General features: G+C 50.0%; 20 protein-coding genes. 9 read left to right on the top strand and 11 right to left on the bottom strand.

The features are described from left to right. Window positions 1–944, top strand: a 944-nt coding sequence (locus ABYP73_RS02815; RefSeq protein WP_372973383.1) for a quinone-dependent dihydroorotate dehydrogenase, incomplete at its 5' end; no start/stop codon positions are given. Here the strand turns inward: ABYP73_RS02815 and ABYP73_RS02810 are convergent. Continuing rightward, window positions 929–1,345: a Dabb family protein gene (locus ABYP73_RS02810; RefSeq protein ID WP_372973382.1), complete on the bottom strand. Its 417-nt coding sequence runs from the start codon at window positions 1,343–1,345 to the stop codon at window positions 929–931. The genes ABYP73_RS02815 and ABYP73_RS02810 overlap by 16 nt on opposite strands. Before the next feature lie 67 nt (window positions 1,346–1,412). Between ABYP73_RS02810 and ABYP73_RS02805 the strand changes: the two genes are divergently transcribed. Next, a complete protein-coding gene (locus ABYP73_RS02805; RefSeq protein ID WP_372973381.1) occupies window positions 1,413–2,039 on the top strand; it encodes a LysE family translocator in 627 nt (208 codons plus the stop codon). A gap of 78 nt (window positions 2,040–2,117) precedes the next feature. Beyond that, entirely contained in the window at window positions 2,118–2,942 is an 825-nt protein-coding gene (locus ABYP73_RS02800; RefSeq protein ID WP_372946631.1) for a hydroxymethylglutaryl-CoA lyase, read from the top strand. 12 nt (window positions 2,943–2,954) lie between these two features. Here the strand turns inward: ABYP73_RS02800 and ABYP73_RS02795 are convergent, their stop codons facing one another. Continuing rightward, complete coding sequence (locus ABYP73_RS02795) at window positions 2,955–5,186, bottom strand: TonB-dependent receptor family protein (RefSeq protein WP_372973380.1); 2,232 nt, start codon at window positions 5,184–5,186, stop codon at window positions 2,955–2,957. 227 nt (window positions 5,187–5,413) lie between these two features. Here ABYP73_RS02795 and guaB point away from each other — a divergent pair, with 227 nt between their 5' ends. Then, window positions 5,414–6,886: an IMP dehydrogenase gene (gene guaB, locus ABYP73_RS02790; protein ID WP_372945373.1), complete on the top strand. Its 1,473-nt coding sequence runs from the start codon at window positions 5,414–5,416 to the stop codon at window positions 6,884–6,886. Between the two features lie 8 nt (window positions 6,887–6,894). Here the strand turns inward: guaB and ABYP73_RS02785 are convergent, their stop codons facing one another. After that, window positions 6,895–7,425, bottom strand: a complete 531-nt coding sequence (locus ABYP73_RS02785; protein ID WP_372945374.1) for a thioredoxin family protein — start codon at window positions 7,423–7,425, stop codon at window positions 6,895–6,897. Between the two features lie 99 nt (window positions 7,426–7,524). Next, window positions 7,525–8,766 (bottom strand): diaminopimelate decarboxylase, encoded by a 1,242-nt coding sequence (lysA, locus tag ABYP73_RS02780; protein ID WP_372945375.1) that lies wholly within the window; start codon window positions 8,764–8,766, stop codon window positions 7,525–7,527. Between the two features lie 161 nt (window positions 8,767–8,927). Between lysA and ABYP73_RS02775 the strand changes: the two genes are divergently transcribed. The 3 genes from ABYP73_RS02775 to ABYP73_RS02765 all read left to right on the top strand — a co-directional run bounded on the left by ABYP73_RS02775 (window position 8,928) and on the right by ABYP73_RS02765 (window position 11,411). Further along, the gene (locus ABYP73_RS02775; RefSeq protein WP_188371049.1) at window positions 8,928–9,566 is read left to right on the top strand and encodes an LON peptidase substrate-binding domain-containing protein; all 639 of its coding nucleotides are present in this window, start codon (window positions 8,928–8,930) and stop codon (window positions 9,564–9,566) included. Window positions 9,567–9,639: 73 nt separating this feature from the next. Continuing rightward, window positions 9,640–10,833 (top strand): ADP-forming succinate--CoA ligase subunit beta, encoded by a 1,194-nt coding sequence (gene sucC, locus ABYP73_RS02770; RefSeq protein ID WP_372973379.1) that lies wholly within the window; start codon window positions 9,640–9,642, stop codon window positions 10,831–10,833. Window positions 10,834–11,075: 242 nt separating this feature from the next. Then, a complete protein-coding gene (locus ABYP73_RS02765) occupies window positions 11,076–11,411 on the top strand; it encodes a hypothetical protein (RefSeq protein WP_372973378.1) in 336 nt (111 codons plus the stop codon). A gap of 26 nt (window positions 11,412–11,437) precedes the next feature. Here ABYP73_RS02765 and ABYP73_RS02760 read toward each other — a convergent pair whose 3' ends face one another. Continuing rightward, entirely contained in the window at window positions 11,438–11,785 is a 348-nt protein-coding gene (locus ABYP73_RS02760) for a DUF1456 family protein (protein WP_372973377.1), read from the bottom strand. Window positions 11,786–12,011: 226 nt separating this feature from the next. Here ABYP73_RS02760 and ABYP73_RS02755 point away from each other — a divergent pair, with 226 nt between their 5' ends. Next, window positions 12,012–12,440: an Hsp20/alpha crystallin family protein gene (locus ABYP73_RS02755; protein WP_372973376.1), complete on the top strand. Its 429-nt coding sequence runs from the start codon at window positions 12,012–12,014 to the stop codon at window positions 12,438–12,440. Window positions 12,441–12,534: 94 nt separating this feature from the next. Here ABYP73_RS02755 and ABYP73_RS02750 read toward each other — a convergent pair whose 3' ends face one another. From ABYP73_RS02750 to ABYP73_RS02730, 5 genes are all read right to left on the bottom strand, one after another. Further along, window positions 12,535–14,055 (bottom strand): M20/M25/M40 family metallo-hydrolase, encoded by a 1,521-nt coding sequence (locus ABYP73_RS02750; RefSeq protein WP_372973375.1) that lies wholly within the window; start codon window positions 14,053–14,055, stop codon window positions 12,535–12,537. 14 nt (window positions 14,056–14,069) lie between these two features. Then, window positions 14,070–16,058, bottom strand: coding sequence for an excinuclease ABC subunit UvrB (gene uvrB / locus ABYP73_RS02745; RefSeq protein WP_372973374.1), 1,989 nt, complete (start codon window positions 16,056–16,058; stop codon window positions 14,070–14,072). A gap of 59 nt (window positions 16,059–16,117) precedes the next feature. Then, complete coding sequence (locus ABYP73_RS02740) at window positions 16,118–17,902, bottom strand: T9SS type B sorting domain-containing protein (protein ID WP_372973373.1); 1,785 nt, start codon at window positions 17,900–17,902, stop codon at window positions 16,118–16,120. Between the two features lie 132 nt (window positions 17,903–18,034). After that, complete coding sequence (locus ABYP73_RS02735) at window positions 18,035–18,868, bottom strand: ABC transporter permease (protein WP_372973372.1); 834 nt, start codon at window positions 18,866–18,868, stop codon at window positions 18,035–18,037. A gap of 15 nt (window positions 18,869–18,883) precedes the next feature. After that, entirely contained in the window at window positions 18,884–19,786 is a 903-nt protein-coding gene (locus ABYP73_RS02730) for an ABC transporter ATP-binding protein (protein WP_372946218.1), read from the bottom strand. Window positions 19,787–19,871: 85 nt separating this feature from the next. Between ABYP73_RS02730 and ABYP73_RS02725 the strand changes: the two genes are divergently transcribed. After that, on the top strand, window positions 19,872–20,957 hold the full coding sequence (locus tag ABYP73_RS02725; RefSeq protein WP_372973371.1) for a hypothetical protein: 1,086 nt from the start codon (window positions 19,872–19,874) through the stop codon (window positions 20,955–20,957). A 29-nt stretch (window positions 20,958–20,986) separates the two neighbouring features. On the opposite strand, the gene ABYP73_RS02720 is transcribed toward ABYP73_RS02725, so the two are convergent. Next, window positions 20,987–21,680 (bottom strand): nucleoid-associated protein (locus tag ABYP73_RS02720; RefSeq protein ID WP_372973370.1); only part of this gene is annotated, 694 nt, incomplete at its 5' end.

Genomic DNA, 21,680 nt, shown 5'->3' with positions numbered 1-21,680 from the left:
TCATCAGACGATGCTATACCGTGCCAGATCCCAGGTTGGAAAGGGAGGTTTTTGGGTTGAAGTTTAAAAATCCAGTGGGTCTCGCTGCGGGTTTCGATAAGAATGCCGAACTGTACAATGAGCTTTCAGACTTCGGTTTCGGGTTTGTCGAGATCGGAACCCTGACCCCCAAGGCCCAGGACGGGAACCCCAAAAAAAGACTGTTCAGGCTGAAAGCAGACCAGGCGATCATCAACAGGATGGGGTTTAACAATGAAGGGGTGGAGGCTGCTTTAGAACGACTTAAAAAAAATCATCGTGTCCTGATCGGGGGGAATATCGGCAAGAATAAGGTCACGCCCAACCGGGAAGCTACCTCGGATTACCTGATCTGTTTCAGGGTTCTTTTTACTCATGTGGATTATTTTGTCGTCAACGTCAGTTCGCCCAATACGCCCGGCCTGCGGGAATTGCAGGAAAAAGAACCGCTTACGGCCTTACTGAAAGCCCTGCAGGAAGAAAATTCGACTTTAGCCGGCAAAGGAGGGGGGAAGAGGAAACCTATCCTCCTGAAGATCGCACCCGACCTTACCCAGGATCAACTGCTGGACATCATCGACATCGTGAGAAGCACTGCCCTGGACGGGGTGATCGCCACAAACACGACGATTGGCAGGGATGACCTCACCTCTTCTCCCGAATTGACAGGACAGGTCGGCGGACTCAGTGGTAAACCCCTGAGGGAACGCAGCACGGAAGTGATCCGTTTCCTGCATGAGAAAGGAGGAGGAGATTTCCCCATCATAGGGGTCGGGGGGATTCACTCGGCTGAGGATGCCCTCGAAAAACTCGAAGCAGGTGCCAGTCTGGTCCAGTTATGGACCGGCTTTGTTTACGAAGGACCGGCCCTCGTAAAGCGGATCAACAGGGCCTTGCTGAAAAAGGAGGCTCAATTAGCCCAGTAATCTACCACGAGTACGTCTTCAAGAATCGGCCCCAGGATATTTCCGAATGCTTTGTGATCGGGGTGGGGCAGGTAGATGTCCCTGTCTGTTTCTGATTTGAAAGTGAGGAAAAAGCAATGTGTAAATCCTTTGTCCAGGCCTTCGGGACTGTTATTTATTCCCCATTCCAGGGAAACGATCTGTGGTATTTTGGATTTCAGGGCGACGAAGGCTTTTTGGACTTCTTCCATCTCTTCGGCAGAGGCACCGGCCTTGAATCTCAACAGGACTACATGGCGCAGCAGAGAGTCCTTCACAATCGTCGCAGCTGCTGTATCTGTTTGTTTTTTCACAGGAATCACATCTGTATTGACCAGGAGGAAACTGAGGACCATAACCAGGCCCAGCACGGAAATTTTCATGATCTAAATTTTTGTAAGATATAAAAAAGTACGTTTGTTTGTCCTGAGAATCAAATAGGTACCTGAAGTGAATTACGAGATCCTGTGGGCATTTTCTCTGGCTACGGCAGCCCTGGCCATTTTTCCCGGTCCGGACAACATCTTTGTTCTTACCCTGAGCATTGTCCATGGAAAAAAATACGGGCTAGCCACCACAGCCGGATTGATCTCCGGCTGCCTGGTCCATACCACCCTCCTGGCTTTTGGGGTGTCTGCCATCATCAGCCTGAACCCCATGTTGTTCTATACGATCAAGCTCTTCGGGGCCCTGTATCTTTTCTTCCTTGCCTTTCGTGTCATGCGATCCGACGCCCGATTGGACCTGGAGATGAACGGACGTCCCAAAAAGACCCTCTGGCAATTATATCGGCAGGGATTTATCATGAACGTACTCAACCCAAAGGTGACCATCTTTTTTCTCGCCTTTTTTCCAGGCTTCCTCTTCAGCGATTATTTAAGCACGACCTTGCAGTTCTACATCCTGGGATTCCTCTTTATGATCATTTCCTTTACCATCTTCGCCCTGATAGCCCTTCTCGCCGGCTCTATTTCGGGCTATCTGCAAACCCACCGGGGAGCCCCGGTCTTCCTGAAATGGCTGCAGGTACTGGTTTTTGCGGGGATCGGACTTTACCTGCTTTTATCCTATAAATAATAGTACTTTTGAGGGAGTAAAAAGACGGAGCAAGTGCCTTCAGACAAGGTTGCCATCATAGAGTGCCCCAGGGATGCCATGCAGGGGATCAAGAACTTTATTCCCACAGAGGAGAAGGTCAAATACATCCAGGCATTGATGGGTTGTGGCTTTCATACGATCGATTTCGGGAGTTTTGTTTCCCCCAGGGCGGTTCCCCAAATGGCGGATACAGCCGCTGTATTAGGTGGATTGGACCTGACGGCAAAACGATCCAAATTGCTTGCGATCGTCGCCAATGTGAGAGGAGCTCAGGATGCCTCCGAATTCGCGCCTATCGATTACCTGGGATACCCCTTTTCCATTTCCGAGAATTTCCAGATGCGAAACACCCACAAGACCATTGCCCAATCTACAGAGGTACTCAGGGAGATCCTCGATATTGCTGCAAAATCCGGCAAGGAGGTGGTGGTCTATATCTCCATGGGATTCGGTAATCCCTATGGCGATCCGTGGAACGTGGAGATCGTGGGAGAATGGACGGAGAAGCTCACAGCCATGGGGGTTCGAATTCTTTCCCTTTCAGACACCGTTGGCACCTCTACGCCGGAGGATATCTCCTATCTGTTCTCGGAACTTATCCCCATGTATCCCGACGTGGAATTTGGCGCCCATCTTCATACGACTCCGAACACCTGGCATGAAAAGATCGATGCCGCTTTTAAGGCAGGGTGCAGGAGATACGACGGGGCCATTCAGGGGTTTGGCGGATGTCCCATGGCCAGGGATGAACTGACGGGAAACATGCCTACCGAAAAGATGCTTTCTTATTTCACGGCCCGGAAGGCTCACACCGGGGTAAGCTGGACCGCCTTTGAGGCGGCCCATAATCGCGCTACCCAGCTATTTTCAAAATATTTCTGAGTACGCTGACTCTTAGTACTGCAGCCTTACCCCCAGGTAAGCTCCAAGGGGATGTCCGGGCCTGAGTCCGGCCGGTACCCTCGCCACCGCGTACTTCTCATCGAGCATATTGATAAAATTCAGTGTCAGGCTTGCATTGGGGTTGATGTGGTAAGCCCCTGCCAGGTCCAGTACAAAACTGGAGGGAACCCTTTCGTCTGAAGGAATGGGGCCCTGTCCTGCCCTGGTTCGGAATTCTCCGTTGTATCGCCCACTGAGGTTGATATCGAAGGATTTGTGCTCCAGAGACAGGGTGGTGTTAAACTGATGTTTGGAGATATAGGGAAGTTCATCTCCGGTGGTAACATCGCCCCAGATATCCTCTGCACTGCCAAAACTGCTCTGGAATTCAGTATCCGTAAAAGTGTAGGCAAAAGTCAGTGGCAGCTTCAACTTGTCGTGGGATTGAAGGAAATCGTAGTTGAGAAGGATTTCGATACCCTGTACTTTGACCTCCCCGGCATTGAACTGTTCAAGGCTTCCGGTTCCACCGGTGGCCGCCAGATCGCTCCCCAGAAGGTTGCTGTAATCATTGTAGAAGCCGATAACCTCCCCAGAGATTCCATTTAATCTGAATCGGGAACCCAATTCCACATTGATGCTCTCTTCAGCTTTTTCATCCTCCCTGCTGGTCGGGGGTGAAAACCCTTTATGTACACCGCCAAAAACAGAGAACTTGTCAAAATTGTAATTAAAACCCATCCCAGGAATCCATACATCTGTCCGGTTTTCACGTACGGATAATGAAGTTCCCAGACGTTCTATGTCGCTGGTGCCGAAATCTGTCCTGCCGAGGCGAATGTTCTCGTATCTGAGGCCGGGAGTCAGCGTCAGCTCCTTATACTTAAACCTGTAGAGGGCGAATGTGGCCAGAGCTGTGGCATCGCTGATCCTGTTCGCATTCGTACCCGGCACCCCGGAGGAAGTGCGGATCATGCTGCCGTCTGTTATTCGGTATCCGTCAATGAATTGGAAACGGTCTTCTTCATCGTAGTGGTATCTCACCCCGACCTCAACGTCGTGAAAGGTATTTTCCTCTGTCCAGTGGTAGTCGAATTTGGTCTGCAGCCCTTTGGAAATATAACCCCGTGCATTTGCCTTGACGAGCAGGGCGTCATCAGGGCTGTCTGCTGCTCCCGTGATCACATCCAGGTATTCACTGTTGTTAAGGGGGTCGGAAAGGATTCCCGAAACACCGCGGCGTTCCCCGTTGAGGGTTACCCCATCAAGTTTGTACCAGTTCCTGGTGAAGCCGTTGTAGTAGGCATTCGTGGTAATGTGGAAATTATCGCTAAAGGCCAACAGATGAGTAAGCATGAACTGTTTGTGGTCATTGATCATTTCATCTTCGGCGGTTCCTGCATATCTCCGGAAGGGAGTCGTGCTGAAGTCCGCGTCGGTCAGACCCACATAAGTCTCATTGGATTGTTCGTCAGAGTACTGGAATTTAAATTCAAGGGATTGCTGCAGGCTTGCTGCCCTGCCGGTATTCACCCTGAATTTAGCCACGAGATCATTTTTGTCAAATCCCGTATTCCCTCTGGAATCCAGATTTTTGAATCCATCAGAATTGAAATTCAGGTATTCTATCATATAACCGAACCGCTCTTTGGAATCGCCCAGTTTAGCATGCAGCCTGCCACTGTTGTAATTCCCATAGGAGGCCGAGAGAAAGGCGTTAAAATCTTCAGGGATCTGGGTGGAAAGCATATTGATAGCCCCTCCCGTGGTGTAGGGCCCGTATTGAACCTGACTGCTTCCTTTGAGGATTTCCACGGCCTGCATTCTGGCCACTGAAGGGAAATAATAGGCGGCCGGGGCACTGTATGGTGCGGGAGCGATCAATACTCCGTCTTCCATCAGGGTGATTTTGGCACTCCTTTCTGGGGAAGTACCCCTGAGGCTGATATTGGGGCGGAGTCCAAACCCGTCTTCTTCATAGTAATTTACACCAGGCACCGATCGCAGGACTCTGTTGACATCCGTATAATTAAAGGTGGCGAGTTCCTGAGGGGAAATGTAATAGGCTGAACCGGTACGATTCTCAGCCTGATACTTGCTGCCTAGTATTACATTGGCAGAGAGCACCACTTCATCGAGGCGGATGAGGTTGGAATCCTTGGGTTGCGTGATGAGTCGAGTGTTCTGGGCCAGCATTGAAGAGGAAAATAATACGATCCCTAGGGTAAGTAAGTGTTTGTACATATTATTTAGACTAATTAAATATAAGCTATTTCCAAAGAACAAAAGTAGGCTGCAATCTCGATTTTTCAAAATTAATTTAGACTTTTTCTAAATAAAAAAATCATTGAAATATCCTCAACTGAGCAGGGTCTAAAAGGACCCTTTATTCAAGGATGTAAAAACGGGAAGGCAGAATCCTTGTCCGCCAAAAAAATGCGTATATTTGCACGCAATTAAGCCTTAATTGCATGGAAGCCCACCTCAATAAAATTCTGGGAGAAGGTCTTACTTACGACGATGTCCTCCTGGTACCTGCATTTTCTGAAGTTCTGCCTCGCGATGTGAACATTCAGACCCAATTCACGAGAAATATCAAGATCAATATTCCCATCGTATCCGCAGCCATGGATACGGTCACGGAGTCGAAAATGGCGATTGCCATGGCCCAGGAAGGAGGGATAGGCGTGCTGCATAAGAACATGACCATTGAGGAACAGGCCAATAAGGTCCGTAAGGTCAAAAGGGCGGAAAGCGGGATGATACTCGACCCGGTCACCCTGCCCAAAGATGCTCTGGTCAGGGATGCGAAGGCCAATATGAAGGAACACAGCATTGGGGGTATTCCCATTGTTGACAAGGACAGCAAACTTATAGGTATCGTGACCAACAGGGACCTGCGTTTCGAAAAGAATAACGACAGGCCTATCTCGGAGGTGATGACCTCTGAAAACCTGGTAACAGTAGGCGAGGGGACCTCTATGGGAGAGGCAGAGGATATCCTGCAGGCCAACAAGATCGAAAAACTACCCGTGGTCAATGCAGATTACAAACTCGTCGGCCTCATTACTTTCCGGGACATCACCAAACTCACTCAGAAACCCATCGCCAATAAGGACCAGTACGGCCGACTTCGGGTGGCTGCAGCGATCGGAGTGACGGCCGATGCCCTGGAGCGAACCACCGCCCTGGTCAGGGCAGGGGTGGATGCTGTGGTGATCGATACCGCACACGGTCATTCCAAAGGGGTGGTAACAATACTAAAAGAAGTGAAAAAAGAGTTTCCCGCTCTGGAAGTGATCGTTGGAAACATAGCTACCGCAGAAGCAGCAAAATATCTGGTGGAAGCCGGGGCGGATGCGGTGAAGGTAGGGATCGGGCCGGGTTCCATCTGTACCACAAGGGTGATTGCCGGAGTTGGTTTTCCGCAGTTCTCAGCGGTACTCGAGGTAGCAGCGGCCATAAAAGGAAGCGGGGTGCCGGTGATCGCAGATGGGGGAATTCGATATACGGGAGATATCCCCAAAGCCCTGGCGGCCGGGGCCGATACGGTCATGCTGGGATCCCTGCTGGCCGGGACCAAGGAATCACCTGGGGAGACCATAATATACGAAGGCAGGAAATTCAAATCCTACCGGGGAATGGGTTCTGTGGAAGCCATGAAACAGGGGAGCAAGGACCGCTATTTCCAGGATGTAGAAGATGATATCAAGAAACTGGTTCCCGAAGGGATCGTCGGAAGAGTGCCTTATAAAGGGGATCTTTTCGAAAGTATCCATCAGTTTGTAGGCGGTCTGAGAGCCGGGATGGGATATTGCGGCGCAAAGGATATTCCTTCCTTACAGGAAAAAGGCCGGTTCGTGAAGATCACCAGCAGCGGGATCACGGAAAGTCATCCTCACCACGTGACCATCACGAAGGAGTCTCCAAACTACAGCCGATAGACTGAGGCTTATTTGCCCTGTCCGCTATAGGTTTTCCAGTCGAGTTCTTTGTAGATATCCTCCCCGAAATAACGAGCGATATTCAGGAAAGGCCCGGGTTTCTGGTAGCCTGGTACCGGTGACAGCATGTTGAATTGCTCGTCGAGAAACACCACCGTAGGATAGCTGAGTCGACCCTGCAACAGGGCCGCGGCAAATTGGTGGTAACCCCTTCTTCCTGAGGGTACATAGGTGTAGGTCTTTCCCTTGAATTCAATGGGTTCTTTTCCCTCCCCGTCCATTTTCACCATATAGAAATTCTCGTTCATATAAGCTGCTACCTGGGGGTTCTGAAAGGTGTCCTTATCCATGCGCTTGCACCAGCCACACCAGTCCGTATACACATCAATAAAAATCTTTTTGGCATTGCCTTCTGCCCTTGCCAGTTCTGTGGCCTCTTGCCAGCTAAGCCAGTTAACCTGCTGGGCCTTGAGCTCATGGGTCGTCCCACCCAGAACAAAGGTCAGGATAAAGAGTGCGAGAAAATAATATTGTTTCATAGCCATTTGTTTCGACCTTTAGTCGTAATCTAACCACTAAAATAACGAATTTCTACCTCCTTTATTTTAGGTATCCGGTCAGAATTACCGGACGAGGGACTATTTAGCTACTGCCCGCTTCTTGGCGGGCTCGAAAAGCTCGGGATGATCTACCTGGTTGCGTATGATGTCGTCAAAGGTTTCCCTCTTGGATATGAGGTGAGCCTTTCCCTTGTGCCACATGACCTCAGCTGGTCTGTAGCGGGAATTGTAGTTGCTGGCCATGGTGTAACAGTAGGCTCCCGCATTTCGGAAACACAGGATGTCGCCCTCCCTGATCTCACTGATCCTGCGGTTGCTGCCGAAAGTATCGGTCTCGCATATGTAACCCACTACGGAGTAATAACGCTCCCTACCCTCGGGATTGGAAATGTTGATGATCTCATGGGATGCGCCGTAGAGCATAGGACGGATCAGGTGGTTGAAACCGGAATCCACACTGGCAAAAACGGTGGAGGTTGTCTGTTTTACGACATTGACCCGGGCCAGGAAAAAACCGGCCTCGCTTACCAGGAATTTTCCGGGTTCGAAGGCAAGGGTCAGGTCGCGTCCGTATTCCTTACAAAATTCGTTGAAGCGGTTGCCCAATTTCTGGCCCAGTTCCTCAATATTGGTTTGTATGTCACCGGCTTTATAGGGAACTTTAAATCCACTTCCAAAATCAATGAACTCCAGGTTCTCAAAGTGTTTGGCCGTCTCGAAGAGGATCTCCGAGGCATAGAGGAAGACCTCGATGTCGAGGATATCACTTCCCGTATGCATATGGATGCCGTTGATGTTCATTTTGGTCAGTTCGACGATCCTCAGCAGGTGGGGGATCTGGTGGATGCTGATCCCGAATTTGGAATCGATGTGGCCTACGGAGATCTTGGTATTTCCACCGGCCATGACATGGGGGTTGATCCTGATGCAGACAGGCACATGGGGATGCCGGGTCCCAAATTGTTCCAGGATGGAGAGGTTGTCTATGTTGATCCTCACCCCCAGACGGGTCGCCTCTTCGATCTCTTCCAGGGAAACGCCATTTGGGGTGTAGATGATATCCTCGGGAGAAAATCCCGCCAGGAGACCCAACCTGACCTCTTGTATGGATACTGTGTCGAGTCCGCTTCCCAAACTGTTCATCAGGCGTAAAATACTGAGGTTCGAAAGGGCCTTAGCCGCATAGTTCAATTTTAAGCGAGGGACACTGCTAAAGGCCTTGGTAAGCCTTTTGAACTGGGAGGTGATCTTTTCCGTGTCGTACACATAGACCGGGGCCCCAAATTCGTCCACTATCTTTAAAAGGTCTGCATGCTTCATGATGAATTCTTTACGGCAAAACTAAGGCAGTTGCTGAGTCCTCCCAAAATAAAAACGTATAAATAGAAAAATACAACAAATAGTTATAAATACAACAATATTCAAATGCTTATCCATTTGTCCCTGAAAGTCCGACTTCGTATTTTTACTAAAATTCAGACGTGAAATTACCATTCTTTCCCTTACAGACCGTTTTTTTTCCCGGGGAAACCGTTCCCCTGCACATCTTTGAGGAACGCTACAAGGAACTCATCCACGATTGTCGCAAGGAGGCCGTGACCTTTGGTATACCCGTTTATATTCACGACCGGATCACCTACGGTACAGAGGTGCAACTGGTGGAGGTGGTGACCACCTATGAGAACGGCTCCATGGATGTGGTCTGTGTAGCCCGGCAGGTTTTCCAGGTCATGACCTTTGAAAATGAAATGGAAGGAAAACTCTACGCGGGCGGAGTGGTGAAATTCCTCGAGAATATCAATGACGGGGATCTCGAGACCAAGAAGGTGGTCCTCGACGGAATTCAGGAGCTCTACGATCTTATGGGTGTTCCCTTCGACCGTATTCCACCCGAGAAATTCAATCCCTTTATGCTCGCCCACAAAATGGGCCTGTCCTTTGAACAGGAACACGAACTGCTGCAGCTCATGAGGGAAAGTGAGCGCCTGGCCTATATCAAAAAGCACCTGGATCATACCATCAAGGTCCTGAAACAGGTAGACCGGACTAAGGCCCTGATCGAAATGAACGGGCATTTCAGGAATTTCGACCCTCTCGATTTCAAGGATTTTAAAGTGTGAGAAGCTTCTTTTATAAATAGGGTAACTCCGCTTTCTTTCCTATTTTTGCACACAACTAACGTAATATAACCTTATGAATCTTCACGAATATCAGGGAAAGGAAATATTAGCCAGTTTTGGCGTTCGTATCCAAAGGGGCATTGTGGCCCACAATGCAAAGGAGGCCGTAGATGCGGCCAAACAGCTCAACCAGGAAACCGGGACCTCATGGTATGTAATCAAGGCCCAGGTCCATGCGGGAGGCCGCGGTAAAGGTGGGGGTGTAAAGTTGGCCAAGAACCTAAATGAGGTGGAGGAGATCGCCGGCAAGATCATAGGGATGAACCTGGTTACTCCCCAGACCTCTGCCCAGGGAAAGAAAGTCCACCAGGTATTGGTCGCTGAGGATGTGTATTACCCGGGTCCGAGCGAGACCAGTGAATTCTATGTGTCCGTACTCCTGAACCGGGCCAAAGGACGCAATATGATCATGTATTCCACAGAAGGTGGGATGGATATAGAAGAGGTGGCGGATAAAACCCCTCACCTGATCTTCACGGAAGAAATTGACCCGGCTACCGGTCTGCTTCCTTTCCAGGCACGGAAGATCGCTTTTAACCTGGGACTGTCCGGGACCGCCTTCAAGGAGATGACCAAGTTTATTTCTTCCCTGTACAAAGCTTATGAACAGAGCGATGCCAGCTTGTTTGAGATCAACCCGGTTCTCAAGACTTCGGACGATAAGATCCTGGCTGTGGACGCCAAGGTGACCATTGACGATAATGCCCTGTTCAGGAGGAAACAGTACGCAGAGATGCGCGATCTCAGGGAGGAGAACCCCATAGAAGTGGAGGCAAGGGCCGTTGGCCTGAACTATGTCGATCTCGATGGTAACGTAGGGTGTATGGTCAATGGGGCCGGGCTTGCCATGGCTACTATGGACCTGATCAAAATGGCGGGTGGAGAGCCAGCCAACTTCCTGGACGTGGGAGGTACTGCTGACGCCAAAAGGGTAGAGGAAGCTTTCAGGATCATCCTGAAAGATCCTGCAGTAAAAGCCATCCTTATCAATATTTTCGGGGGTATCGTTCGGTGCGACCGGGTTGCCCAGGGAGTGGTAGATGCCTATAAGAACATGGGTGATGCGATCAAGGTGCCCATCATCGTCAGGCTGCAGGGTACCAATGCCGAACTCGCAAAAGAGATCATTGACAATTCCGGCCTCGCGGTACATTCAGCCGTTCAGTTCCAGGAGGCCGCAGATAAGGTAAAAGAGGTGCTGTCTTAATCCTCAGGAAACAGTATAACAAAGGGGAGATGTTAAATCAACATCTCCCTTTTTTTGTCCCTGATTCAGAACAGCTTCCTTTCCTTTTTATGACCACCTGATGGAATGGAGACCTCCAAACCCATACCGCATTTAGGGGCTTAAATAATTGTTAATACTGAAAATGATTGTAACATCCCCAAATTGGAGTCGTCTTTTATAACAAATCATCAATCTAATTATTAATCAAAAACAAACGAGTCATGAGAAAATTATCTTTAGTATTCGCCTCAGCCCTGCTTCTGGCAGGAGGGAATCTCTTTGCAAATGATTCCAGGACCATCGACCCCAACAATGAACTCGCTGTTCAGATCGGGGACCTCCTAAAGGACAACAATTTCGTTCTGGACGAGGAAGACCTGACCGCCCAGGTCCTTTTTACCCTCAATGACAAAAAGGAGATCGTTGTCATTTCTGTAGAAACGGACGATGAAATCCTGGAGAAATTTGTGAAAAGCCGTCTGAATTACCAGCAGGTGCAAGTGGCATCGGGGAAGGAAGGTAAAATGTATACCGTACCCGTCAGAATTCAGGGATAATACCTGGGGTTATTCATCATAAGGTCCTAAGTTCGCTTAGGGCCTTTTTTATTTTTAGCGGTTGGTTTACCGGATAAGACACGCTTGTTTCCACCGGCTTCCTTCGGCTTGGGACGATCTAATTTCTCATCACTTTTGCCAGGGGCTTTGGGTTTGTCCCTGGGCCCCCTGAGGTGCAGCACCAGGCCGTTCAGAAAATTCCTCAGAACCTGGTCCCCGCATTCCCTGTATTTGGGATGCCCTTCCTTTCGGCAAAAGGCCCCGATCTCACTTTTTGAGATCCTGAAATCCACCAGGGCGAGGATGTCTACGATCTCATCATCCCTCAACTGCAGGGCCACCCTTAATTTCTTCAGGATATCGTTGTTTGTCATTCGATCCGCTTTTCAGGAAAGATAGGAATTCCTTTTAAGTTTTACCCGGTCAAAGCCGCCTGTCTGAGCTTTTTCCCCGGGCAGCGCATTCATGTTTCTACATTAGAAACTGACATAACGACATGCCTATGGAGAGAAAACACGACAAAAAGGCATGTATTTTCGGTTGGTATATCCTTTGTTCTATCAGGGTAAAAAAAGAAGTTTAATCTAAAAATTATAAGTCATGAGTATCATAACAAGAAACACCGGTATGTTCCCAACCTTGATGAACGAATTCTTCAAGCCCGACTGGTTCGGCGGAAGCGAGAATTATGTATCTACCCTTCCGGCCGTGAATATCAAGGAAGACGACATGGGCTTCCACCTGGAACTCGCCATCCCAGGAAGGAACAAAAATGATTTTAACGTCGAAGTAGACAACGACGTGCTTACCATTTCCATGGAGAGCAAGACTGAGGATGAAAAGAAAGAAGAGAATTACACACGAAGAGAATTCTCCTACTCTTCCTTCAGAAGGTCCTTTACCCTGCCGGAGACCGTAAACAGCGATAAGATCAAAGCATCTTATAAGGAAGGTATCCTGCACCTGGATCTTCCCAAGAAAGAAGAGGCTTTGCCAAAGCCAAAGAGGATGATCGAGATCGGCAAGTAAGGTTTAAAGAAATTATGCTTGACCCGTTTTGCGGGTTTTCATAATGGTTGGTTTGTTTGGTTAGTTGAGAGGTGCCCCGTTTTCGGGGTGCCTCTTATTTTAAAGGCTCGTTGAGGATGGCCAGGCAGGTCATGATCCCCTCCAGAAAATTCCCGAGACGGAGGTTTTCATTGGGAGCGTGGATGTTGTTGTCGGGGTTGGGGATACGGATGGAGACGGCCGGAAGATCCAGGGTCTTTATAAACGGGGCTATAGGCTGTGACCCCCCGGTGGTTCTCATATGGACCACCTTCTCCCCAAATACCCGAGAAAGGGCTTTGTTCAGATAGCGCCCCGTCTCTGAATCCATTGCTGTCCTGAAGGGCAGGGAACCCAGCCGGTATTCCAGGCTGGCCAGTTTGGGATACTCAGCTCTTTCCTCAGGGGTGGGCAGGTCATCGACCAGGTAGAGACCTTCCCTTTCCATATGGTCTCTCAAGAGTTGCATCATGCGCTCCCCCGGTGTTTCAGGAACCAGGCGCATGTCTATCTCGATGTCCACTACATCGGGGATGATCGTCCGCACTTCTTTACCCACCCAACCCGACTGCAGACCCCGGATGTTAAGGGAAGGGTACTGCAGGGATTCCTGATAGTTTTCCCCTACCGCATCCCGGCTGTGAATCCCGAGCCTGAGTCTCAGGCTGTCCTCATTTTCGGGCAGGGACCCCAGAGCTTTCTTGTCTTCCTCCGTCAGGGAGATCCCATCGTAAAATCCCTGAATCAGCACTTTTCCTCTTTCGTCCTTCATGCTGGAAATTAGCCGGGCGGCCTCGAATACCGGATTAGGCGCGTAATTCCCGTACTGTCCACTGTGCAGTGGCGCATAGGGTCCGAAGATCCTGATCCTCGCCGTGGCGATACCCCTTGCCCCGAAGCAGAGGGTGGGCCAGTTGGAGATATGGCGGGTGCCATCCATGATGAGCACCATATCGGCATCAAAGAGATTGCGGTTTTCGATAACGGCCTGGGGGAGGGAAGGGGAGCCCAGTTCTTCCTGGAAGTCCATCACGACCTTGATATTGAATTCAGGCTGATACCGGTGCTCGAAGAAGTATTGCACAGCCGTGATAAAAGCCATGGCCGGACCTTTGGAATCCGATGCAGACCGACCGAACAATCGCCATTCGGGGTCGGGAATACTTCTCCCATCCCAGTCCACTGTATTCCACATCCCGTCTCCTCCTTTTTCCTTGATCACCGGGATAAATGGATCATCCTGTTCCCATTCGGAGGCATCCACAGGCTGGCCGTCGATCTGCAGGTAGAACATTACGGTCTTCTTTTTTGGCGACACCAATTTTTCGGCAAAGAGTAAGGGAGCCGTAGCGGTTTCTATGACCCTTGTCCTGAATCCCATAGAGCTAAATGTTTCCTTGCACCAGTCGAGGTTTCGGGCAACATGTTCGGGATCACTCCCGATATTCGGGATCTTTAAAAAGGTCATTAATTCTCTTAATCCGGCGGGATATGCTTCTGTTGCTGCCGATTTGATCCTGCGCTCGCTGAGTTTCTGTCCCGTGAGGGTAGGGGCGGCAAGAAGGCAGTACAATAAGAGGTAGACTATGTGTTTCATTCCCTTCGATTTTGCTACTCCTGGCTTTGCAGCACTTTGATCTCATCCCTCAACTTCGCTGCCAGCATGAAGTCGAGTTCCTTGGCCGCCTTTTCCATGGCCTTGCGTTTGGAGCGGATCATTTTTTCCCTTTGATCAGCGGTGAGGTATTCCAGATCGGGTTCCGCCGCCTTGCGCTCCTCTTTGATGTAGTGATAGGTCGAGACCGAATTCTTTGCCAGGGCATTGTCCAGGCTTTTGTTCAATGAGGTTGGGGTGACGTTGTTCTCCAGGTTGTACTGCGTCTGTTTTTCACGCCTGTATCGGGTCTCGTCAATGGTCTTTTTCATGCTCTCCGTGATCTTGTCGGCATACATGATGGCCTTCCCGTTCAGGTGCCGCGCAGCGCGACCTACCGTTTGGGTAAGGGATCGGTTGCTGCGCAGAAAACCTTCCTTATCCGCATCCACAATGGCCACGAGGGATACCTCGGGCAGGTCGAGCCCTTCCCTCAGCAGGTTTACCCCTATGAGTACATCGAACAGCCCTTTCCTGAGATCCTGCATGATCTCCACCCGTTCCAGGGTGTCCACATCGCTGTGAATGTAGCGGCATCGAATATTGATCCGGGTGAGGTATTTTGCCAGTTCTTCGGCCATTCGCTTGGTGAGCGTGGTTACCAGGGTACGCTCATCTCTTTCGACCCGAACCTGTATCTCTTCTACCAGGTCGTCGATCTGGTTCTTGGTGGGACGCACCTCGATCTCAGGATCGAGAAGGCCGGTCGGCCTGATGACCTGTTCCACATACACCCCCTGGCTGTGCTGCAATTCATAGTCGGCCGGGGTGGCGCTGACAAAGATGGTCTGACCCTGCAGGGCTTCAAATTCCTCAAATTTCAGGGGACGGTTGTCCATGGCTGCCGGCAGTCGGAACCCGTAATCCACCAGGTTCTCCTTACGGGAACGGTCTCCCCCGTACATGGCGTGCACCTGGGGGATGGTCACATGGCTTTCGTCCACGATCATCAGGTAGTCCTCCGGGAAATAATCCAGCAGGCAGAAGGGCCTGGTTCCCGGTTCTCGACCGTCCAGATATCTGGAGTAATTCTCGATCCCCGAGCAATATCCGAGTTCCCTGATCATTTCCAGGTCGAAGTTAGTGCGTTCTTCCAGTCGCTTGGCTTCCAGTGGTTTTCCGATCTCCTTGAAGTATTCCACCTGCTTTACAAGGTCGTCCTGGATCTGGTGGATGGCATTCTGGAGGATGTCCGGGGAGGTGACGAACATATTCGCCGGGTAGATATTCAGTGTTTCGTAGACCTCGATCAGGGTGTTGTTATAGGGGTCGAAGGCCTCGATCTCTTCGATCTCGTCCCCGAAGAAATGGATCCTGAAGGCATGGTCCGCATAGCTTGGGAAGACGTCCACCACGTCCCCTTTCACCCTGAAATTCCCGTTCTTAAAATCTGCCGTGGTCCGGGAATAGAGGCTTTGAACCAATTGATGGAGGAATTTAGTCCTGGAGATCACCTGATCTTTCCTGATGGTAATGACGTTCTTCTGGAATTCCACGGGATTCCCGATACCGTACAGGCAGGATACCGACGCTACGACCAGCACATCCCGCCTTCCGGAAAGCAGGGAGGAAGTAGTGCTCAACCTCAGTTTTTCGATGTCTTCATTGATGGAAAGGTCTTTTTCGATGTAGAGTCCGCTCGAAGGGATATACGCTTCCGGTTGATAGTAATCGTAGTAGGAGACAAAGTATTCCACCGCATTGTTTGGGAAGAACATCTTGAATTCGGAATAGAGCTGAGCCGCAAGGGTCTTGTTGTGGGCCAGTACGAGGGTCGGACGTTGTACTTTTTCGATCACATTGGCCACGGTAAAGGTCTTCCCTGAGCCTGTTACTCCGAGCAGTGTCTGATATTGCTCCCCGTCCTCTATCCCAGCCACCAGTTGGGCGATCGCTTCGGGCTGGTCCCCGGTAGGTTGGAATTCGGATACTACCTTAAATTTCATGGCTTAAAATTACAAAAGTCGACGGGTTTACAACTTCCGTCCAGCCAGAAAATCAGGTGTCAGCGCTTTAGGGAGAAATGCCCCGTCATTTCCTGGTCGGTACTCGACCTGGCCCTGAACCAGTAATCCGATGCCGGCAGGTCCATCCCCTTAATAGTGCCGTCCCAGCCACGGGATGTCGGATCGATCCGGACCAGGAATTGTCCATAGCGATTGAAGATCTCTATACTCACCAGGGTGATATCACCGTTAAACTCCGGAGGGATGTACTGCCAGTAATCATTAATACCGTCTCCGTTGGGGGAAAAGAATTTCGGGAAGCCTTCCAGGGTGAGGTCCTGAACGATCTGTTCCTCTGCAATGCCGCAGCCATTCCGGTCTCTCACGTAAAGTGTATGGGTGCCATAGGGGATATTGGTAAAGACATTGCTGTCCTGGTAAGGTCCGCTGCTGCTATCAATGGCGTATTCGTAATCCCCGCTCCCGGATGCGTTGACCGCGATCCGTATCCCATTGGCCTGCTCTGTCACATCTACAGAGGTGATGACCGGGATCTCAGAACTCTCCACGGTAAATACTTTGGAGGTCGGGCATTCCAGGTTGCCACTTTGGGGGATGAGGGTGTAGGCTTCGTACCGGTATGAACCCGAACCAGCAAAAGAAACGGTTTGGGTATCCGAGATCAGGGTCTCATTCCCGTTGACGTCGATTCGGAACCAGCGGTAGCCGTCAGCCACATCTGGCGAGGTATAGACCAGGGGAAATTCACTGGCACAGGTCGAAATGGTATCCGGTATGTCGATCATGGGGTTCAGGGTGATCAGATCGCCCGTCATGGCATCGAAGAAAGGGCCACAGCCCTGCAGGGTAGTAAAAGATTCCTGCTCGCAGCCGATAGCTTCCCCGGCTTCGTTAAAAGGCACGATGGTGATGAAAAAAGTGCGATTGGCCTCCAGTTCAAGAATCCCTGTTTGTGTCACCGGAGGGAAGGCTACATTATCAAGAATTTCTGCTGTAAAGGGCGAATTGCCCACCGTGATCCTGTAGCCCGTCGCACCGGGAACAGGAGCCCATTCAAGGATGGGCGTAACCGGCACGTTGATTTCTCCATCCAGGGGAGAGATCAGGAAGGTACATCCGGGGAGGGCCGCTAACTCGCTGGTCGTAAAACTGAAATCTGTACAGGAGGTCGCATCCCCTAAGAGGTTATAGGCCGTCAGCCTGACATAAATGGGCGAATTGGGAGGGAATTCTGCCGGTGGATCATAACTGAGGGTATTTTGCAGATCTGTGGTAGGAAGGATTTCTCCTCCCCCGGGACTCGTACCTATGGTCAGCCGGTATCCGATGGCGCCGGGAACATATCCCCAGCTCAAGTTGGTGGCAGGGTTGACATCCGTCTGCCCGTTTGAGGGGACGTTCAACTGGGCACAGGCCGGTGCCTCAGTAATGGATGTTGTCGTAAAGGATTCACTTTCGCAAGGGATCTCAATATTCCCGTTCTGAAAATCGAACAGGGTGATGGTAACATGGATGGTGGTATTCTCCGGGAGGCCCACAGGCGGGTTGTAAGTAGTTGCACTGCCCACAAATTTCTCGTCGAGCAAGTCCGTACCTCCTGGGGTTGTTCCCAGGGAAATGATATACCCGGGGACATTAGGGACCTGGTTCCAGGAAATATCGGCATCCACAGGGACGTTGACGGCTCCGTCAAGCGGACTCGTAAGTACGGGAGAAGGGCAGATCTGACCTGCAGCTCCTAGCCCGGTGAAGAGGGTGAGCAGGCATGCCAGCACAAGTCCATGGCATGTAGTTTCCATTTTCCAGCCAGTGTTCCGAGCCATACGTGCAAACTTGACTTAATTACCAAGAGGAAAGGGTCCAAAATGTCACTTCTCCGGCTTGATTGAACCGGCTAAAGACAAGTATGGCGGGAGTAGCAATTTTTTTGGCGATTCCCCAAACATCACAATATACTACAAATCTCTCTTTTTCAGGATCACATAGGATAAAGAGATGAAAAGAAAGGTCCAGGCGAGGACGATGAGGATCTCGTATGTGTGTACATGGTAGTTGAGGGATACCTTTTCCCCGATCTGGTTGGCGACAGATTGTACGGCATTCAGCCGGCTAAAGGGCTCCTTGACGAGGTTGAACATTGCGTTCAGGGGGAAGAACCCCATAACAGCGTCCGTGGTCTCTGAGTCGAATAACTTCCAGCGGATCATCCCCCTGACAAAGCCTTCAAAAACCTGCCAGAGGATGAGGAAGCCAAGGGCGAAGGCCGACCTTTTTACCAGTACCCCGAGAAAGAGACAAAAAGAGAAGAAACCTACCAGCTTCACAAAATAGGCAAGGAGGAATTCCAGGTCCGAAAAGATGATCGACAATTCGTCATAGTCGGAATAGATCAACCCCAGGATCATGGAAACCGCAAACACAAAGACGGTGGAAATCAAAGCAAAGGAGATCACCGTCAGGAATTTCGAAAGCACAAATTCCTTTTTGGAGAGACCGTCGATCAGGTTTTGTTTGATGGTCTTATTGCTGTATTCATTAGACATCATGGAGACGATGACTATGGCCAGGAACAGCTTAAAGAAGGCGGTGACAAAGGTGTTGAAATGCCAGATGTAGGGAAAATTGAATATCCCCTGGTCTGCCAGGTGAAACTGGATAGGGCCTATATCGAATTTGATGGCAGCGACCAGGGCTATGGAGGTCAGCAAGACAAAATAGGAGATGATCAGGATCCGGCTAGAACGGTTGTTCCAAAGCTTTATAAATTCTATTTGCAGGAGTCGTTTCATAAGTGTGAACCGGAATTAATTGCTCTGGCTTTTGGTCAGGTTAAGGAATTGTTCTTCCAGGCTTTCCCTCCTCATTACCAGATGGGTAAGGACTATGCCTTTTTTAAACAAGTGCTCGTTGAGCTCCCCCGGATCCATTTTCTCACGCAGTACTGCGGTGACCAATCCCAGGCTTTCTTCGATCTTCCCAAATCGTTCATCACCACTCAGTATGTTGACCAGGGCGTCCGTATCCCGGCATTTGAGTTCGAGGTATCCTTGACTGGCCATCATATCTTCCACAGGACCCGAATAAAGCTTTTCCCCTTTCCTCAGGATCACCACGTGGGAGCACACTTTTTCCACTTCATCCAGGAGGTGGGAAGCCAGGAGGATGGTCGTGCCCTGGGAGGCGATCTTTTTGATGATCTGGCGGATCTGGTGGATTCCCTGTGGATCGAGCCCGTTGGTGGGCTCATCCAGGATCAGGATCTCAGGATCATTCAGCAGGGCGGAGGCAATCGCCAGGCGCTGTTTCATCCCCAGGGAATAGGTTCGGAATTTGCTGTCCTTTCTTTCCCATAACCCGACTAATTGAAGGGTTTCCTCAATCCTGTCTTCCGGAACCTCCTTGATCTTACAGACCAGTTTAAGATTCTGAAGGGCAGACATATAGGGGTAGAAATTAGGCCGTTCGATGATAGCACCCACCTTTTTAAGGGCATCATGCGTACTGGTCTGGCCATCAAACCACGTAAAGTTTCCGCTGGTGCGGTTCACTACGTTCAGGACGATCCCCAGGGTGGTGGACTTGCCGCTGCCGTTGGGCCCTAAAATGCCATATACATTCCCCTTTTCGATGGAAAAGGAAAGATCTTTAACGGCGGTAAGGTATCCGAATTTTTTAGTCAGGTTGGAGACCGTAAGAATCGTTTCCAAAAAGTACGCTATTTAGGCAGTTTATAGTAACTTGACGAGAAAATACGCGTTTTGTTACAAAATGATGGCAAATAGGTAAGAAGAGATGACCCAGCAAAAACTCATGTCCAAGAAGAAACCCTCGTTTCCTGTCAGCAAGAAACTGGAGACCTTTCTGGATCAGTACAACCGCAAGACGGAGATCCCCATCCTTTATGACGACCTCCTGAGATTCGCGGGCTCCGTGGTAGTCTATGACGACGAGGGAAACGACACCCTGTGGGTCAGGGTATACTACACGGATGCCGAACGCAACGAGATCGACCTCAACCTCAAAAAGGTCTATTCCATTTTACACTCAGACGGAACCGGCCGTATCTTCCAGTATTTGAATGTAGATGCAGTGGACTATTGCACCTTTGGGAATTCCAAGCCTTTTCGTATCAGGATCAGGAATATTCTGAACGATAACTTCATTTATTTCTACGTCAAGAAAGCTGATGCCTCCAGGATCTACGGTCTGGAGCTCGAGCATATGCTGTCGCCCTACAACCTCAATTACCTGGTGTACAAGGATACGCTGATCGAAGAGCACATCTCAGGGATCCCGGGCGACATCTTTATCAAAAAAATGCTGCCGAACTGCACAGATACACAGAAATCCCAGCTGGCCAAGGAGTTCGTCAAGTTCAACGAACGGTGCACGATCCAGCTGCTGGGCGATATGCGGTCTTATAACTATGTGATCATTCCCATCCACGATTTTGACCATGTGGTCTTTCGCATCCGGGCAATCGATTTTGACCAGCAGTGCTACGAAGGCAAGCTCAAGGTCTACCGACCACAGTTCTTCAAGGAAAATCAGAAGATGGTCGCCCTGGTACAATCGAGATTGCTCGATGATTCCGTGGAACAGTACAAGGTGGAAGAAAGGTCCATCATCGCCAAGCGGATCATCAGCGCCAACAAGCGGATCAAACGGCTGATCAATTCGGCTAAGGTTGACAAGATCTCCAGCCCGGAGAACGTGGAACAGCTGAAGATGGAGATCTTTGCCTTTACCAAGGATGTCAAATTCAAAAAATGCCGCAATATGGGACAGATCCTGAACCTCACCCTGGATTTTGTCCGCAGGAACTACGAGAATGTGAGCATGCGGCAGATCATCGATAAAAAGATCAAGGTCCGATAGATTCGGACGCCTTTAGCCGAATATCCCCGTCAGTTTTTAGTTTCCTTGTTAAAATAGACCAGGTAATAATACATCTGTTTTTCCTCGTCCCATCCCTTTTCCACAAAGCGTTCTGCCGATTCAGGATTGATGAAATCGAGCCGGATCTGCACGTTGGTATCCAGGTTGATGACGTTCTTGATCTTCTTCCTTGTATCTGATACCGCTTTGTTGGCAATGGGAAAGGAAGACACGTCCTCAATGCTGTATTTGGGTCCCCGCTCCACTTTGTAATGTTTGAATTCGGGGATAAGGTCGGGATTGTCCATGACCTCGTTGAGGAATCGCGTCTCCTCGAAGTCGTCATTCTTGGCGAAGTGGTTGACCGCCCTGTTCATAAAGAGGACTTCCTGTTGTTTATCCTCTGCCGGCAGAACCACATCTTTGGCAAAATTCTGGCAGAATTTGAGGTAGTTTTTGGTATAGAAATTTTCATCCGGCAATACCTCCACGCCCAAAAAATTCTCGAGCCAGTATTTGGTGTCATACCGATTGCTGTCTACGGACAGGACCTTATAACCCTCTTCCGGGAGGACGTTGAAGATCAGGCACCCTTTATCCAATTTGTTGAGGTTGATCCCCTGTTCCAGTTTCATCTTCAATAACCCGGGCTGTTCTTCAAACTGCAGGAATTCCTGCTTGATCTCGCTTTTGAAGATCCCCAGGGCTTCCACCTTTTCCTGG

The organism is Muriicola sp. (assembly GCF_041567615.1).
Lineage (GTDB): Bacteria > Bacteroidota > Bacteroidia > Flavobacteriales > Flavobacteriaceae > Muriicola.
This window is presented reverse-complemented; position numbering and strand designations above follow the sequence as displayed.

What these genes read in the sequence shown, in the direction of transcription:
- ABYP73_RS02810 (WP_372973382.1), bottom strand. Translation starts at nt 1,345, where the DNA reads ATGAAAATTTCCGTGCTGGGCCTGGTTATGGTCCTCAGTTTCCTCCTG.
- ABYP73_RS02800 (WP_372946631.1), top strand. Translation starts at nt 2,118, where the DNA reads ATGCAGGGGATCAAGAACTTTATTCCCACAGAGGAGAAGGTCAAATAC.
- ABYP73_RS02795 (WP_372973380.1), bottom strand. Translation starts at nt 5,186, where the DNA reads ATGTACAAACACTTACTTACCCTAGGGATCGTATTATTTTCCTCTTCA.
- guaB (WP_372945373.1), top strand. Translation starts at nt 5,414, where the DNA reads ATGGAAGCCCACCTCAATAAAATTCTGGGAGAAGGTCTTACTTACGAC.
- ABYP73_RS02785 (WP_372945374.1), bottom strand. Translation starts at nt 7,425, where the DNA reads ATGAAACAATATTATTTTCTCGCACTCTTTATCCTGACCTTTGTTCTG.
- lysA (WP_372945375.1), bottom strand. Translation starts at nt 8,766, where the DNA reads ATGAAGCATGCAGACCTTTTAAAGATAGTGGACGAATTTGGGGCCCCG.
- sucC (WP_372973379.1), top strand. Translation starts at nt 9,640, where the DNA reads ATGAATCTTCACGAATATCAGGGAAAGGAAATATTAGCCAGTTTTGGC.
- ABYP73_RS02765 (WP_372973378.1), top strand. Translation starts at nt 11,076, where the DNA reads ATGAGAAAATTATCTTTAGTATTCGCCTCAGCCCTGCTTCTGGCAGGA.
- ABYP73_RS02760 (WP_372973377.1), bottom strand. Translation starts at nt 11,785, where the DNA reads ATGACAAACAACGATATCCTGAAGAAATTAAGGGTGGCCCTGCAGTTG.
- ABYP73_RS02755 (WP_372973376.1), top strand. Translation starts at nt 12,012, where the DNA reads ATGAGTATCATAACAAGAAACACCGGTATGTTCCCAACCTTGATGAAC.
- ABYP73_RS02750 (WP_372973375.1), bottom strand. Translation starts at nt 14,055, where the DNA reads ATGAAACACATAGTCTACCTCTTATTGTACTGCCTTCTTGCCGCCCCT.
- uvrB (WP_372973374.1), bottom strand. Translation starts at nt 16,058, where the DNA reads ATGAAATTTAAGGTAGTATCCGAATTCCAACCTACCGGGGACCAGCCC.
- ABYP73_RS02740 (WP_372973373.1), bottom strand. Translation starts at nt 17,902, where the DNA reads ATGGCTCGGAACACTGGCTGGAAAATGGAAACTACATGCCATGGACTT.
- ABYP73_RS02735 (WP_372973372.1), bottom strand. Translation starts at nt 18,868, where the DNA reads ATGAAACGACTCCTGCAAATAGAATTTATAAAGCTTTGGAACAACCGT.
- ABYP73_RS02725 (WP_372973371.1), top strand. Translation starts at nt 19,872, where the DNA reads ATGACCCAGCAAAAACTCATGTCCAAGAAGAAACCCTCGTTTCCTGTC.